Origin of the sequence: Xanthomonas nasturtii (assembly GCF_001660815.1) — a bacterium.
GTDB classification, from domain to species: domain Bacteria; phylum Pseudomonadota; class Gammaproteobacteria; order Xanthomonadales; family Xanthomonadaceae; genus Xanthomonas; species Xanthomonas nasturtii.
Map to the genome: position 1 here is coordinate 85,953 of NZ_LYMI01000009.1, position 14,757 is coordinate 100,709.

The 14,757-nt window shown below is 64.6% G+C and carries 12 protein-coding genes; 11 read left to right on the top strand and 1 reads right to left on the bottom strand.

The window, feature by feature from the left end; all coding sequences use genetic code 11:
- Positions 1-28 precede the first annotated feature (28 nt).
- The 3 genes from A7D16_RS04575 to A7D16_RS04585 are packed head-to-tail and all read left to right on the top strand — an operon-like array spanning position 29 to position 5,363.
- Positions 29-2,215, top strand: a complete 2,187-nt coding sequence (locus A7D16_RS04575) for a glucosidase family protein (RefSeq protein ID WP_064630246.1) — start codon at positions 29-31, stop codon at positions 2,213-2,215.
- A complete protein-coding gene (locus A7D16_RS04580; RefSeq protein WP_064630247.1) occupies positions 2,212-3,690 on the top strand; it encodes an MFS transporter in 1,479 nt (492 codons plus the stop codon). The genes A7D16_RS04575 and A7D16_RS04580 overlap by 4 nt, the downstream gene beginning before the upstream one ends.
- Before the next feature lie 47 nt (positions 3,691-3,737).
- Positions 3,738-5,363 (top strand): alpha-amylase family glycosyl hydrolase, encoded by a 1,626-nt coding sequence (locus tag A7D16_RS04585; protein WP_193395441.1) that lies wholly within the window; start codon positions 3,738-3,740, stop codon positions 5,361-5,363.
- 144 nt (positions 5,364-5,507) lie between these two features.
- Here A7D16_RS04585 and A7D16_RS04590 read toward each other — a convergent pair whose 3' ends face one another.
- The gene (locus tag A7D16_RS04590; protein WP_064630251.1) at positions 5,508-6,632 is read right to left on the bottom strand and encodes a LacI family DNA-binding transcriptional regulator; all 1,125 of its coding nucleotides are present in this window, start codon (positions 6,630-6,632) and stop codon (positions 5,508-5,510) included.
- Positions 6,633-6,951: 319 nt separating this feature from the next.
- On the opposite strand from A7D16_RS04590, the gene thrS reads away from it, so the two are divergent.
- The 8 genes from thrS to A7D16_RS04630 all read left to right on the top strand — a co-directional run bounded on the left by thrS (position 6,952) and on the right by A7D16_RS04630 (position 14,712).
- A complete protein-coding gene (gene thrS / locus A7D16_RS04595) occupies positions 6,952-8,856 on the top strand; it encodes a threonine--tRNA ligase (protein WP_064630253.1) in 1,905 nt (634 codons plus the stop codon).
- 51 nt (positions 8,857-8,907) lie between these two features.
- Positions 8,908-9,450 carry a translation initiation factor IF-3 gene (infC, locus tag A7D16_RS04600; protein ID WP_070690874.1) on the top strand — a complete coding sequence of 181 codons (543 nt, stop codon included), beginning with the start codon at positions 8,908-8,910 and terminating at the stop codon, positions 9,448-9,450.
- Positions 9,451-9,697: 247 nt separating this feature from the next.
- On the top strand, positions 9,698-9,895 hold the full coding sequence (rpmI, locus tag A7D16_RS04605) for a 50S ribosomal protein L35 (protein ID WP_002811096.1): 198 nt from the start codon (positions 9,698-9,700) through the stop codon (positions 9,893-9,895).
- A gap of 10 nt (positions 9,896-9,905) precedes the next feature.
- Positions 9,906-10,265 carry a 50S ribosomal protein L20 gene (gene rplT / locus A7D16_RS04610; RefSeq protein WP_003484828.1) on the top strand — a complete coding sequence of 120 codons (360 nt, stop codon included), beginning with the start codon at positions 9,906-9,908 and terminating at the stop codon, positions 10,263-10,265.
- Positions 10,266-10,552: 287 nt separating this feature from the next.
- Entirely contained in the window at positions 10,553-11,548 is a 996-nt protein-coding gene (gene pheS / locus A7D16_RS04615; RefSeq protein WP_064630255.1) for a phenylalanine--tRNA ligase subunit alpha, read from the top strand.
- A gap of 126 nt (positions 11,549-11,674) precedes the next feature.
- Positions 11,675-14,053 (top strand): phenylalanine--tRNA ligase subunit beta, encoded by a 2,379-nt coding sequence (gene pheT, locus A7D16_RS04620; RefSeq protein ID WP_064630257.1) that lies wholly within the window; start codon positions 11,675-11,677, stop codon positions 14,051-14,053.
- Between the two features lie 22 nt (positions 14,054-14,075).
- A complete protein-coding gene (locus A7D16_RS04625; protein WP_002811076.1) occupies positions 14,076-14,375 on the top strand; it encodes an integration host factor subunit alpha in 300 nt (99 codons plus the stop codon).
- Positions 14,356-14,712, top strand: coding sequence for a MerR family transcriptional regulator (locus A7D16_RS04630; RefSeq protein ID WP_005995911.1), 357 nt, complete (start codon positions 14,356-14,358; stop codon positions 14,710-14,712). Before A7D16_RS04625 ends, A7D16_RS04630 begins: the two co-directional genes overlap by 20 nt.
- Positions 14,713-14,757 lie beyond the last annotated feature (45 nt).

Genomic DNA, 14,757 nt, shown 5'->3' on the forward strand with positions numbered 1-14,757 from the left:
CGACAGCGCAAGCTGTCTTGCCGCTTCGATGCTGAAGATGATCTGCATGGCTGCAACGCTCGGCGTTGCGGCGAGCTCGCCGGTGTTTGCCGACGCGCTGGAATTTCAGGGGCGTCGGGCGCAAGCGCAGGCGCTGGACGACGGCGGCTTCATGTTGCGTGGGCCGTACGGCGAACGCCGCATCGCCGCGCAACCGATGCGCACGCACACCGCCAGCCCGTTGTTCGATGCCTTGTTCGCGCTGGCGCAGCAGGACATGGCCGACGACCGCGTCGAGGCGATCCGCGACCCTGCCTTCAACGACGGCAAGCCGGTGCCCTGCAGATGTTTTGAGACCGGCGAGCGTTGGCCCTACGTGTGGACCCGCGATGTCAGTTTTGCCGCGGATCTTGCGTTGGCGCAGCTGGAGCCGGAGCGCACGCGCAACGCATTGCGCTTCAAGCTCTCGGCTGCACGCGATGGGCGCACGCCGGGGCTGTTCGTGGCACAGGACACCGGCACCGGTGGCAGCTGGCCGATCAGCAGTGACCGTGTGGTGTGGTTCCTGGCAGCGCGTGGCCTGCTGGACGACCAGCCGTTTGCCGAACAGGTGTGGCAGGCGCTGCAGGCGACGATCGCGCAAGACCGCGATGCGGTTTTCGATGCGCAGATCGGCCTCTACCGCGGCGAAACCTCGTTCCTGGATTGGCGCGAACAGACCTACCCGGCACGGACGCGCGAGGACGTGCGCTTCATTGCCGAGTCCTTCGCACTCTCCACCAATGTGCTGCATTACCAGGCGCTGCGCTTGGCCGAACAGGTGGCGCGGCAGCATGGCGATGCGCGCGCCGCGCAGTATGCGCAGTGGGCCGATGCGCTGCGCCACGCCATCGATGCGCGGTTCTGGGACGCGCGCAGCAGTCAGTACGCAAGCTATCTCGGCGACGCGGCGCATCCGGTGCGCTATGCCAAGGCGGATCTGCTCGGTCTGTCGCTGGGCGTGCTGGCCGATGTCTTTCCGGCACAGCGGGCGCGCCTTGCGCTGCGCAGTTACCCAACGGTGGCTGGCGGCAGCCCGGTGGTGTGGCCGCAGGAGGCCGCGCAGCCCATCTACCACAACCGCGCCGTGTGGCCGTTCGTCAGCGCCTATGCGCTGCGCGCCGCACGCAGGCTGGACGATGCGCCGCGCATCGCGCTGGAGCTGCAGTCGCTGATGCGCGGCAGCGCGCTGGCGGGCTCCAATATGGAAAACTACGAAATGCAGAGCCTTGCGGTGCATGTGGAAGAGGGCGCACGCAGCGGGCCGGTGGTGAATTCGCCACGTCAGCTATGGTCGGTGGCCGGCTATCTGTCGGCGGTGCTGGAAGGGGTGTTCGGGCTGTCGGCCGATGGCAGCGTGCAGCCGAAATTGCCGCGGTCGTTGTTGCCGCTGCTGTTCGGCGACGCCGAGCAAATCGTGCTGGAAAAAGGCGCACGGCGCTACGTGCTGCAGCGCCCGACGAACGACGCTGGCGATTTGCTGGTGGCCGGGCGCGTCGAACAGCAGGGGCAGACCACGCTGGTGCAGCTGGTTGGGCAGGTCGCCGATCTTGCGGCGCCAGCGCAACCGGCGCACGTCTTCGCACCGGAGACACCGCCTGCGCCGGTCGCGCAACAGATCGGCAAGACGTCTCGCATCGCCATTCCGGCGGGCACCACGCTGTATCTGGATGGCCGGGCACTCGACGCCAGCGCGCACTGGGATCTGCCCGACGATGGCTTGCTGCATGTGCTCAGCCTGACCCGGCGCATTGATGGGTTGGAGTCGCTGCATGGCCCGGCATTGACGCTCGGCCCGCTGCAGCAGTTGCCGGGCAGCCAGCGCTGGAACTGGCGTCCTGCACGCGCAGGCATGCATCGCGTCTCGCTGCGGTATCGCAACGACAATGGCCCGATCAATACTGGTGTGACTGTGGCGGTGAAACGGCTGCTGCTGGAATGCCCGGGAAAACCTGTGCAATCGCAGGTTATCGTGATGCCGCATAGCGTGGGCGAGCAGCTCTCCACCCAGGTCACTTTCGATGCGGTGGCGGGGCAGGCATGCACCTTCCGGCTGGAGGACGGCTTCAACATGAGCGCGTTGGCGCATTTCGCGCAGTACAACGGCGGCCGCGGCGGCCGCGATGGGGTGGTCAACGCGGCCCAGATCAGCGCGTTGCTGGTTGGGCCCGCGGCACACGTGGAGGCCGCGCCATGACCGCCAAGCCACGGTTGAACTTCTGGCAGATCTGGAACATGTGCTTCGGCTTTCTGGGCATCCAGTTCGGTTTCGCATTGCAGAACGCCAATGCCAGCCGCATCTTCCAGACCCTGGGCGCGCAGGTCGACGACGTGCCCGGGTTGTGGATCGCCGCACCGCTTACCGGTCTGATCGTGCAACCGGTCATCGGTTACCTGTCCGATCGCACCTGGACCCCGTGGGGCCGCCGGCGCCCGTATTTCATGGTGGGCGCCGTCTTCACCACGCTCGCCTTGCTGGTGATGCCCAACGCGCCGCTGCTCTGGGTCGCTGCCGGGACGCTGTGGGTGCTGGATGCATCGATCAATATCTCGATGGAGCCGTTCCGCGCGTTGGTGGGCGACCAGTTGCCGCCATCGCAGCGGCCTGCCGGCTATGCGATGCAGAGCTTTTTCATCGGCGTCGGCGCCATTGTCGCGAGCTTCCTGCCCTGGCTGCTGACCCACTGGGGCGTTGCCAATACCGCGCCGCCCGGCCAATTGCCCGGCAGCGTGCGCTATGCGTTCTACCTCGGCGCGGCGGTGTTGTTCCTGTCGATCACCTGGACCGTGCTGCGCACGCGCGAGTACAGCCCCGAGCAACTTGCCGCTTTCGACGATGCGCATCCGCCTGTCGCCGTTGCGGCAAGCACCGGTGCGGCGCCGTCGTCTGCGGCGAGTGTGCTGTGGTGCGGTCTGGGCGTGCTGCTGGCCTCGGCCATCGCCTGGCTACACGGCGACCGCATGCTGTATGTGCTGGTCGGGTTGTGTATCGCCTACGGCGTCTTGCTCGCATTGGCGCGCATGCTGCCCGCCACCAGCATGCTGGTGGCGATCGTGCAGGACGTGCGCAGCATGCCGATCACGATGCGTCGCCTGGCCTGGGTGCAGTTCTTCTCTTGGTTTGCGTTGTTTGCGATGTGGATCTACACCACCGCTGCAGTGACGCAGGTGCACTTCGGGGCAAGCGACACCGCATCGGCAGCCTACAACGATGGGGCAAACTGGGTCGGCGTGTTGTTCGGCGCCTACAACGGGTTTGCCGCCTTGGCCGCAGTGGTGATTCCGCTGCTGGTGCGTGCGATTGGATTGCGCTGGAGCCATCTATGCAATCTGTGGCTGGGCGCTGCCGGCCTGCTGTCGATGCTGGTCATCCGCGACCCGCACTGGTTGCTGCTGTCGATGCTGGGCGTCGGTTTTGCCTGGGCCTCGATCCTGTCGCTGCCGTATGCCTTGCTGTCCGACAGCGTGCCCGCCGCCAAGATGGGCGTGTACATGGGCATCTTCAATTTCTTTATCGTGATTCCGCAGCTGGTCGCCGCCAGCGCGTTGGGCTTCGTGCTTCGCGCATGGCTTGGCGGCCAACCGATCTATGCGCTGGCCATCGGCGGGCTCAGCCTGTTGATTGCAGGCGTGTGCGTGGTGCGGGTTCCAGTGGCCTCGGGAGGGCAGTGATGCGCAGTGCGATGTATGTGGCGTTGACGATGTATGCAGGCGTGGCAATCGCGGCACCCGCCAGCAAGAACTATTACGGCACCCTGGAACCCTTCGCTGCGGATGCGGTGTATTTCGTGGTGACCGACCGCTTCGTCAACGGCGACACCGGCAACGACCAACGCGACCAGGGCGGGGCGTATCGCACGTTCGATGTGCCCACGCCGTGCGCCGACGGCAGCGACGACAACATCGGTTACCTCGGTGGCGACTTCAAAGGCATCGTCGAGCATGCCGATTACATTCGCGACCTCGGGTTCGGTGCGGTGTGGATCACCCCGATCGTCGACAACCCCGATCAAGCGTTTACCGGCGGCAAGCCGATCACCTGCGGCAGCACGCTCAGCGACCACGGCAAGACCGGCTATCACGGCTACTGGGGCGTCAACTTCTACAAGCTCGACGAACATCTTCCCAGCCCTGGCCTGGACTTTGCCGGCTTCACCCGCGCCATGCACGCCAGCAAGCTGAAGGTGGTGCTGGACATCGTGGGCAACCATGGTTCGCCGGCCTACAGCATGCCGCAGGCACAGCCGGGTTTCGGCAAACTCTACGATGCGCAAGGGCGCCTGGCCGCCGACCACCAGAATCTTCCGCCGGCGCAACTGGATCCACAGCACAACCCGTTGCATGCCTTCTACAACACCGGCGGCGGCCTGGCGGAGTTGTCCGACCTCAACGAGAACAATCCCGCGGTGCTGGATTATCTGGCCGGCGCGTATCTGCAGTGGATGGAGCAGGGTGCCGATGCGTTTCGCATCGATACCATCGGCTGGATGCCGGATCGCTTCTGGCACGCCTTTGTGGCGCGCATCCGCGAAAAACGCCCCGGGTTTTTCATGTTCGGCGAGGCCTTCGATTACGACGCCAACAAGATTGCCGGGCACACCTGGGCGCGCAACGCCGGCGTCAGCGTTCTGGATTTCCCGTTGAAACAGCAGCTTTCTGCGGTGTTCGGGCATGAGCAGGCGGGTTTCGAAAAACTCGCAACGCCCTTGTTCCTGCGTCAGGGGCCGTATGCGAACCCCTACGAGCTGATGAGCTTCTACGACAACCATGACATGGCGCGCCTGGATGCCAGCGATAACGGCTTCATCGATGCGCACAATTGGTTGTTCACCGCGCGCGGTATCCCGGTGATTTATTACGGCTCGGAAATCGGCTTCATGCGTGGCCGCGCCGAACATGCGGGCAACCGCAATTACTTCGGCGTCGAGCGTATTCGCAATGCGCCGCAGAGCCCGATCTTCGGGCCGCTAAAACAAATCGCCCAGGTGCGTCGCGACACGCCGGCATTGCAGCGCGGCATGCAGGTCGATGTGCTGCTGCGCGGAAGCCAGGCGGCGTTCTTTCGCGTCTACCAGCACGCGGGTACCAGCCAGACCGCGCTGGTGCTACTGAACAAGGGGGATGCGGCGGCGAACATCGAAGTGACGCGATTTCTGCAGCCTGGCACCTGGCGCGACGCGATGAGCGGCGAGCAGGTGCCGGTGCAGCAGCGGTTGCGGCTTACGGTGCCCGCGCATGGCGTGCGCGTGCTGCTGTCGGATGCGCCGATCACCGACCTCGCATTGCGCAAGCAACTCGACGCGCAGATTGCCGATCAAGCCGCGCGCGACCCTCGCAACCGGTAGGAGCGCGCTGGCGCGCGATGGGGTGTTACCGGTAGTGCTTCATCGCGCGCCAGCGCGCTCCTACAACACGTTCGGCGGATCGCGATCTATCCTGCCGCCAGCCATGCATGCTCTAACGAATCCCGAATCCCGATTCCCGATCCCTCAGCGCCCGGCAGCCTTGCTCGCCGCCTGGCCGCGCACCGCATCGCCAGCTTCAACGGCCGCCGCCGGCGCCCATCCCAGCGGCGGCTGCAACCCGCTACTGCGCGAAGAATCGCGTAGCGCCAATCGCACCGGAATCGTGCGGCTCTGCGCCGCTTCGCCGCGAATCAGGGCGACCAGGCTTTCCACCAGCAACGTGCCGGCCTGCTTGGTGTCCTGCTGCACGGTGGACAGCGCCGGCGCAACCGACGCTGCCAACGCAATATCGTCGAAGCCGCTGATCGCCACGTCCTGCGGCACGCGCAGGCCGCGCTCACGCAATGCGCGCATCGCACCGATCGCAATCAGGTCGCTGGCTGCGCATACCGCATCGAACGCCTTGCCGCTGGCCAGCAGTTCCAGGCACGCGGTGTAACCGGACAACTCGGTGGTGATCGCATCGAACTGCAGCGAGGCCTCGGCAACCAACTCCTGCTGCGCAAGTGCGGCAACGTAGCCGCGGTAGCGCTCTTCGAATTCGGGGTAGTGATTGGACGCGTGGCCCAGGAACGCGATGCGCCGGCAGCCTTGCGCCAGCAGATGCTCGGTGATGTCCAGCCCGCCCTGGTAATTGTCGCTGCCGATGGAGATGCCGGGCTGGCCGGGCAGGGCCGCACCCCAGCGGACGAAGTGCGTGCCCTGTTCGACCAGCAACTGCAGCCGCTGGCGGGATTGCTGATAGTCGCCGTAGCCCAGCAGGATGATGCCATCGGCCTTGTTGCTGTCTTCGTAGTCGGCCTGCCAGTCCTTGGACAGCTGCTGAAACGACACCAGCAGGTCGTAGCCCTGCAACGCGCAGGCGCGCGTGATCGAGCCCAGCATCGAATGAAAGAACGGGTTGATCAGCGAATCGTCGGCGGTGGGGTCTTCGAAGAACAGCAGCGCCAGCGTGCCGGCATTGCGCAACCGCAGCGAAGAGGCGTTCTTGTCGACCTTGTAGTTCAATTCCTTGGCGATGCGCAGGATGCGTTTGCGCGTTTCCTCGTTGACCATCGGGCTGCCGCGTAACGCGCGCGACACGGTTGGCTGCGACACGCCGGCCAGGTAGGCGATATCCAGCGAGGTGGCTTTACCCTTGATGGTCATGGTCGGCAACGACAGGACAAGTGGCCGGCATCATGCCATGCGCCCGCCAATGCCGTGCCGCCGCACGCAACGGCCGGCTGATTGGTTTACCATTCATGCCCAAGACCCCTTGCGAGAAGGTGGCCCGCGCCCAGCGCCGGCCCAGCGTGCGACATGAGCACTACCACCGCCCACCGCTGATCCTTGCCTGCGCCAGCGCGCAGAGCGCCTCTATGGCGTTGTCTTGCCTCCTCCGCATTCTTCTCCGAGCCTGTCCAGCAATGGCCAGATCTCCCATGGCAGCCGAGCGCTGCAGCCAGACCAGACCTCATTCTTGCCCATGATCAACATCACGCTCCCCGACGGCAGCCGCCGCGAATTCGAATCCCCCGTCTCGGTGATGCAGGTCGCCCAGTCGATCGGCGCCGGCCTGGCCAAGGCCACCATCGCCGGCCAGGTCGACGGCCAGCTGGTCGACGCCAGCGACGTCATCGACCATGACGCCAGCCTGCGCATCATCACCGCCAAGGACGCCGAAGGCGTGGAGATCATCCGCCACTCCTGCGCGCATCTGGTCGGGCATGCGGTCAAGCAGCTCTATCCCGAGGTCAAGATGGTGATCGGTCCGGTCATCGCTGAAGGCTTCTATTACGACATCTACAGCGAGCGCCCGTTCACGCCCGACGACATGGCCGCGATCGAGCAGCGCATGCAGGAGCTGATCGCGCAGGACTACGAGGTGATCAAGAAGGTCACCCCGCGCGCGGAGGTGATCGAGGTGTTCGCCCAGCGCGGCGAAGAGTACAAGCTGCGCCTGATCGAGGACATGTCCGAGGACATCACCGCGATGGGCCTGTACTACCACCAGGAATACGTGGACATGTGCCGCGGCCCGCACGTGCCCAACACGCGCTTCCTCAAGGCCTTCAAGCTGACCCGTATTTCCGGTGCCTACTGGCGCGGCGATGCCAAGAACGAGCAGCTGCAGCGCATCTACGGCACCGCCTGGGCCGACAAGAAGCAGCTGGACGCCTACATCCTGCGCATGGAAGAAGCCGACAAGCGCGACCATCGCCGCATCGGCAAGGCGCAGGACCTGTTCCATCTGCAGGAAGAAGCGCCCGGCCTGGTGTTCTGGCACCCCAAGGGCTGGTCGCTGTGGCAAGTGGTCGAGCAGTACATGCGCAAGGTCTACCGCGACAGCGGCTACGGTGAGGTGCGTTGCCCGCAGATCCTGGACGTCTCGCTATGGCAGAAATCCGGCCACTGGGACAACTACCAGGACGCGATGTTCTTCACCGAATCAGAAAAGCGCACCTACGCAGTCAAGCCGATGAACTGCCCCGGCCACGTGCAGGTGTTCAACCAGGGCCTGCACAGCTACCGCGACCTGCCGATCCGCTACGGCGAGTTCGGCGCCTGCCACCGCAACGAGCCCTCCGGCGCGCTGCACGGCATCCTGCGCGTGCGCGGCTTCACCCAGGACGACGGGCATGTGTTCTGCCTGGAATCGCAGATCGAATCCGAAGTGACCGCCTTCCATCAGCAGGCGCTGGCCGTCTACACCGCCTTCGGCTTCGACGATATCCAGATCAAGATCGCGCTGCGCCCGGAAAAGCGCCTGGGCGACGACGCCACCTGGGACAAGGCCGAAGCCGCGCTGCGCAGCGCGCTGGGCGTATGCGGGGTGGAATGGCAGGAGCTGCCGGGCGAGGGCGCCTTCTACGGCCCCAAGATCGAATACCACCTCAAGGACGCCATCGGCCGCACCTGGCAGCTGGGCACCATGCAGGTCGATTTCATGATGCCGGGCCGCCTGGGCGCCGAGTACGTGGACGAAAACAGCCAGAAGAAGCATCCGGTCATGCTGCACCGGGCCATCGTCGGCTCGATGGAGCGTTTCATCGGCATCTTGATCGAACACCACGCCGGCGCCTTCCCGTCCTGGCTCGCTCCGGTCCAGGTCGTTGTCGCAAATATCACCGACGCACAGGCAGACTACGTGGACTCGGTTCGGAAAACCCTTGCAAATCAAGGCTTCCGTGTCAACGCCGATTTGCGTAATGAGAAGATCGGATATAAGATCCGCGAGCATACGCTGCAACGCGTGCCGTACCTGCTCGTCGTCGGTGACCGCGAGAAGGAAAATGGCGCAGTCGCCGTGCGGACGCGTTCGGGGGAGGACCTCGGGACCATGACGGTCTCTGCCTTCATCGAACGGCTGCAGGCCGAGCAGGCAGCGTGAGCCAACCCCGGCCGGTCTGGACGATAATCCCGATGCGCCGGTTCGATTCCCCTGGGAGATTGCAATATCAGTACCCCTGACAACAAACAGAACCGCAAGAACCAAGAAATCCGTGTGCCGCGCGTCCGCGTGATCGGCAGCGACGGTGAGATGGTCGGCGTGTTGTCGCGCGACGAAGCGCTCGCCAAGGCCGAGGAAGAAGGCCTGGATCTGGTCGAAATCCAGCCGCAGGCCGATCCGCCGGTCTGCAAGATCATGGATTTCGGCAAGTTCAAGTTCGAGCAGCAGAAAAAGGCCAACGAGGCTAAGAAGAAGACCAAGCAGGTCGAGATCAAGGAACTCAAGTTCCGTCCGGTCACGGACGAGGGCGACTACCAGATCAAGCTGCGCAACATGCGTCGCTTCCTGGAAGAGGGCGACAAGGTCAAGGTCAACATCCGCTTCCGTGGTCGCGAAATGAGCCACCAGGAGCTCGGTCGCGAGATGGCGGCCCGGATCGAGGCCGATCTGGGCGAAGACATCGTCATCGAATCCCGTCCGCGCCTGGAAGGGCGTCAGATGGTCATGATGATCGCGCCCAAGAAGAAGATCTGAAGATCTTCTTGTGTGCTGCGACGGCCCCCGGCGGGTCTGTCGCAGCTGCAGGATCAACGACTTGCAACAATTCCCGGCAAAGGGTAGACTGCGCGGCCCGCTTTATTGGGGCGCCGTGCAAGCGGCACCAGGACCTGTCCGGATCGTGTTCGATCAAGGGCTTACAAGCAGGCAAGGGCAAGGATGGAAAGTGTGGTCGCAAGACTGCCGCCCGTGTCAGTGACAAAACACCATCAAGGACATTGCAATGCCCAAGATCAAGACCAACCGGGCGGCGGCCAAGCGTTTCCGCAAGACCGCCTCCGGCAAGTACAAGTGCGGCCACGCAAACCGTAGCCACATCCTCACGAAGAAAGCGACCAAGCGGAAGCGCAACCTGCGGCAGACGAATCACGTCCGTGCCGAGGACGCAGGCCGTCTCGATCGTATGCTTCCCTACCTCTGAGGACTGACCCATGGCACGAGTAAAGCGTGGCGTACAGGCGCGTCGCCGCCACAAGAAAATTCTGACCCTGGCAAAGGGTTACTACAACGCTCGCCGGAAGGTGTTCCGCGTTGCCAAGCAGGCGGTCATCAAGGCACAGCAGTACGCCTACATTGGCCGTAAGCAGAAGAAGCGTAATTTCCGTTCGCTGTGGATCACCCGCATCAATGCGGCTGCTCGCATCAACGGCTTGAGCTACAGCCGCTTCATGAATGGCCTGCTCAAGGCTGGTATCACCCTGGACCGTAAGGTGCTGGCCGATATCGCCGTGCACGACGCCGCCGGCTTTGCCGCGCTGGCCGAGAAGGCAAAGGGCGCGCTGGCGGCATAAGTGCGAGTCCCTCGCAAGAGCCCGCACAGCGTATGTGCGAGTCCTTCGCAAGAGCCCGCACATCCATGTGCGGACTGTTGAAGGGGTAGTCCTCGTCAGAGATTGTGCACTCGTGTGCAGTCTCTGATTGGAGCGAAGCAGTTGTTCGGGGGAAGGGCGCAAGTCCTTCCCCTTTTTGCGTTTTAGACAACCAGCATCGGTCGATGCGATGGCTGGCAAGATATGTGGCAATGCATTCCGGTGTATCCGGAAACACCGTTCGGTTGAGCAGTTGAGGCGCAAGTGCAATGAGTGAGATTCAATCCCTGACCGAGCGCGCGCTGGCCGATGTTGCCGCGGCGCAGACGCCGGACCAACTGGAAGCATTGCGGGTCGCATTGCTGGGCAAGAGCGGCAGCATCACCGCCCAGCTCAAGCAACTCGGCAGCTTGCCCGCCGAGCAACGCAAGGCCGCTGGCGAGGCGATCAATCTGTCGCGCGACGCGCTGACCGCCGCACTGGCCGAGCGCAAGAACACGCTGGAAAGCGCCGCACTGGACGCACGTCTGGCCGGCGAGCGCATCGATGTCACCTTGCCGGGTCGCCGCAGCGAGCGCGGCGGCTTGCACCCGGTGACGCGCACACTGGAGCGCATCGTCGAAATCTTCGCGCGGCTCGGGTACGAGCTGTCGGACGGCCCGGAAATCGAGGACGACTGGCACAACTTCGAAGCGCTGAATTTCCCGCCGCACCATCCGGCGCGTGCGATGCACGACACGTTTTATTTCGGCGACGGGCGTCTGCTGCGCACGCATACCTCGGGCGTGCAGGTGCGTTACATGGATGCGCACAAACCGCCGCTGCGCATGATCGCGGCCGGCAAGGTGTACCGCTCCGATTCGGACCAGACCCACTCGCCGATGTTCCATCAGGTCGAAGGCCTGCTGGTGGACGAGCATTCCAACTTCGCCGACCTCAAGGGCACCTTGTCCGAGTTCGTGCGCGCGTTCTTCGAGCGCGATTTCGAAATGCGTTTCCGCCCGAGCTATTTCCCGTTCGTGGAGCCGGGTGCGGAAGTGGACATCGCCTGGCAGCAGCCCGATGGCAGCACGCGCTGGCTGGAAGTGCTGGGCTGCGGCATGGTGCACCCGAATGTGTTGCGCAGCGTCGGCATCGACCCCGAGCGTTACACCGGCTTCGCCTTTGGTCTGGGCGTGGAGCGCTTCGCGATGCTGCGCTATGGAGTCAACGACCTGCGCGCCTTCTTCGAGAACGACGTGCGTTTTCTTCGGCAGTTTGCTTGACAGTGGGGATTCGGGAATCGGGAATCGGGAATCGCAAGAGCCACACGCTCCGCAGGTCCCGTTCCGAAGGCCCGGCGTCCCCGCCTTTGCGATTCCCCATTCCCCATTCTCGATTCCCGGCTCCTCATGAAATTCTCTGAAAATTGGCTGCGTAGCCATGTTCCGATCCAGGCCACGCGCGACGAACTGGCTGCCACGCTGACGGCGATCGGTCTGGAAGTCGAAGACGTCACGCCGTTGGGCGAGGCGCTGGGTCAGGTGGTGGTGGCGCGCATCGTCGAGGCGGTGCGTCATCCCGAAGCCGATCGGCTGCAGGTCTGCAGCGTCGATGCAGGGCAGGGGGAGTTGCTGCAGATCGTGTGTGGCGCGCCGAATGCGCGCCCCGGTCTGGTGGCGCCGTTGGCGCTGGTCGGTGCGCAGATCGGCGCGCTGACCATCACCGCCGCCAAGTTGCGCGGTGTGGCGTCCAACGGCATGTTGTGTTCGGCCAAGGAGCTCGGTCTGGACAGCGACGCCTCCGGCTTGTTCGAATTGCCGGACGATGCGCCGGTGGGGCAGGCGCTTGCCGAGTATCTGGGGCTGCCCGATGCCAGCATCGAGATCAAGCTCACTCCCAATCGCGCCGATTGCTTCAGCGTGCGCGGCATCGCCTTCGACGTGGCCGCCGCGTGCGCCAGCGAAGTGGTGGCGTTCGATGCCGGTGCGGTGGCGCCGGTCTCCACGCGCACGCTGGCGGTGGAACTGGATGCCGGCAAGGAGGCGCCGCGCTATTGCGGCCGGGTGATCGAAGGCATCGACCCGGCCGCGAAAACGCCGGTGTGGCTGGCCGAGCGGTTGCGCCGCAGCGGCGTGCGCCCGGTGTCGTTGCTGGTGGACATCACCCAGTACGTGATGCTGGAACTGGGGCAGCCGATGCATGCCTTCGATCTGGACACCTTGCAGGGGCCGATCGGTGTGCGCCGCTCGCGTGCCGGCGAGCAGTTGGCGCTGCTGGATGGGCGCCAGGTCACGCTGGACGACAGCTTCCTGACCATCACCGATGCCGGGCGCGCGGTTGCGCTGGCGGGGTTGATGGGCGGGCTGGACACGCGCGTCACCGAGACCACGCGCAATGTGTTCCTGGAATCGGCGTACTTCGACCCGGCGGCCATCATGGGCCGTGGCCGTAAACTCGGCCTGCATACCGACGCCGGGCATCGCTTCGAGCGTGGTGTGGATCCGGCATTGCCGCCGCAGGCGATCGAAGTGGCGACGCGTCTGGTGCTGGAACTGGCCGGCGGTACGCCCGGTCCGGTAGTGCATGCGCAACTGCCGCAGCATCTGCCGCAGCCTGCGCGCATCCTGTTGCGTCGCGCGCGCATCGCACGCGTGCTCGGCATCCAGATCGACGATGCCGATGTCGTGCGCATGTTGCGCGCGCTCGGCATGCAACTCGACGCAGTTGCCGAAGGCTGGGAAGTGATGGCACCGAGCCGTCGCTTCGATATCGCCATCGAAGAAGATCTCATCGAGGAACTGGCGCGCATCCACGGTTACGACCGGGTGCCGACCACGCTGCCCGGCGGTGCCAGTCGCATCGCGATGCCCAGCGAAACCCAGCTGGACGAACTCAGCGTGCGGCGCCAACTGGTGGCGCGCGAGCTGCAGGAAACCATCAATTACGCCTTCGTCGATGCCGGCCTGCTGGAGCGCTGGCAGCTCACCGATGGCCTGGTGCCCTTGGCCAACCCGCTCAGTGCCGAGCTGGCGATCATGCGTCCGCGCCTGTTGCCGGGCCTGGTGGCGACCTTGGGCCGCAATGCTGCCCGCCAGGCCGGGCGGGTGCGTGTGTTCGAATTGGGCAAGGTGTTTGCGGCCGCTGCCGATGCCGGCGCAGCGCCGCAGGAATCGCAGCATGTTGCCGCGGCCGTGTGCGGCGATGCCCTGGCGCTGCAGTGGGGCGAGACCGCGCGCAAGGTGGATTTCCATGATCTGAAGGGCGACCTGATGGCACTGGCTGCCGCCAGTGGCGCGCAGCTGGAGTTCCAGCCGTCGACGCAACCATTCGGGCATCCGGGCCGGTCGGCCGATGTCTACCGCGACGGTGCCCACATCGGCTGGATCGGGCAGGTGCACCCGCGCCTGGCCAAGGCGCTGGACATCGATGTGGACGTGATCGCGTTCGAGTTACAGCTGACGCCGCTGGTGCAGCGTGCTTTGCCGCGTGCCGGCGAGCTGTCGCGGTTCCCCTCGGTGCGCCGCGATCTGGCCTTCCTGGTGCCCGAAGAGGTGAGCTGGGCGGCACTGTCGGCCAGCGTGCGCACCACGGTCGGGCCGTTGTTGCGCGAGGTGCAGCTGTTCGACCGGTATGTCGGGCAGGGGGTCGAGCCAGGTTTCAAGAGTCTGGCTATGGGCTTGATTTTGCAGGATAACTCGCGCACTCTCACCGACCGGGACGTGGATGCGGTCGTCACCGATGTGGTGGCCGTGATCGAGCGCGAACATCGCGCCCGGATCCGGAGTTGAGGCGGTAACCCAGGGGATTGGCATGGCATTGACGAAAGCGGAGATGGCCGAGCGTCTGTTCGACGAGGTCGGTCTGAACAAGCGCGAGGCAAAGGAATTTGTCGACGCGTTTTTCGATGTGCTGCGCGATGCGCTGGAGCAGGGGCGTCAGGTGAAGCTGTCCGGATTTGGCAACTTCGATCTGCGGCGCAAGAACCAACGGCCCGGTCGCAATCCCAAGACCGGCGAGGAAATTCCGATCTCGGCCCGGACGGTGGTGACCTTCCGTCCCGGCCAGAAACTCAAGGAACGGGTGGAGGCATATGCTGGATCCGGGCAGTAATCGCGAGCTACCGCCGATCCCGGCCAAGCGCTACTTCACCATCGGTGAGGTGAGCGAGCTGTGCGACGTCAAACCGCATGTGCTGCGCTATTGGGAAACCGAATTCCCCAGCCTGGAGCCGGTCAAGCGGCGCGGCAACCGGCGCTATTACCAACGCCATGACGTGTTGATGGTGCGCCAGATCCGCGGCCTGCTGTACGAGCAGGGGTACACCATCGGTGGCGCGCGTCTGCGTCTGGAAGGCGATGGCGCCAAAAGCGAGTCCGCGCTGAGCAATCAGATCATCAAGCAGGTGCGGATGGAGCTGGAAGAAGTTCTGCAACTGCTGCGCCGCTAGGAAAACGTTTCGCAAAGCCGCTATAATCGCAGGCCGCCCTCGCGG

Bases quoted from the DNA above. Each gene is read 5' to 3' on its own strand.
- A7D16_RS04575 (WP_064630246.1), top strand. From the start codon at position 29: ATGCTGAAGATGATCTGCATGGCTGCAACGCTCGGCGTTGCGGCGAGC.
- A7D16_RS04580 (WP_064630247.1), top strand. From the start codon at position 2,212: ATGACCGCCAAGCCACGGTTGAACTTCTGGCAGATCTGGAACATGTGC.
- A7D16_RS04590 (WP_064630251.1), bottom strand. From the start codon at position 6,632: ATGACCATCAAGGGTAAAGCCACCTCGCTGGATATCGCCTACCTGGCC.
- thrS (WP_064630253.1), top strand. From the start codon at position 6,952: ATGATCAACATCACGCTCCCCGACGGCAGCCGCCGCGAATTCGAATCC.
- rpmI (WP_002811096.1), top strand. From the start codon at position 9,698: ATGCCCAAGATCAAGACCAACCGGGCGGCGGCCAAGCGTTTCCGCAAG.
- rplT (WP_003484828.1), top strand. From the start codon at position 9,906: ATGGCACGAGTAAAGCGTGGCGTACAGGCGCGTCGCCGCCACAAGAAA.
- pheS (WP_064630255.1), top strand. From the start codon at position 10,553: ATGAGTGAGATTCAATCCCTGACCGAGCGCGCGCTGGCCGATGTTGCC.
- pheT (WP_064630257.1), top strand. From the start codon at position 11,675: ATGAAATTCTCTGAAAATTGGCTGCGTAGCCATGTTCCGATCCAGGCC.
- A7D16_RS04625 (WP_002811076.1), top strand. From the start codon at position 14,076: ATGGCATTGACGAAAGCGGAGATGGCCGAGCGTCTGTTCGACGAGGTC.
- A7D16_RS04630 (WP_005995911.1), top strand. From the start codon at position 14,356: ATGCTGGATCCGGGCAGTAATCGCGAGCTACCGCCGATCCCGGCCAAG.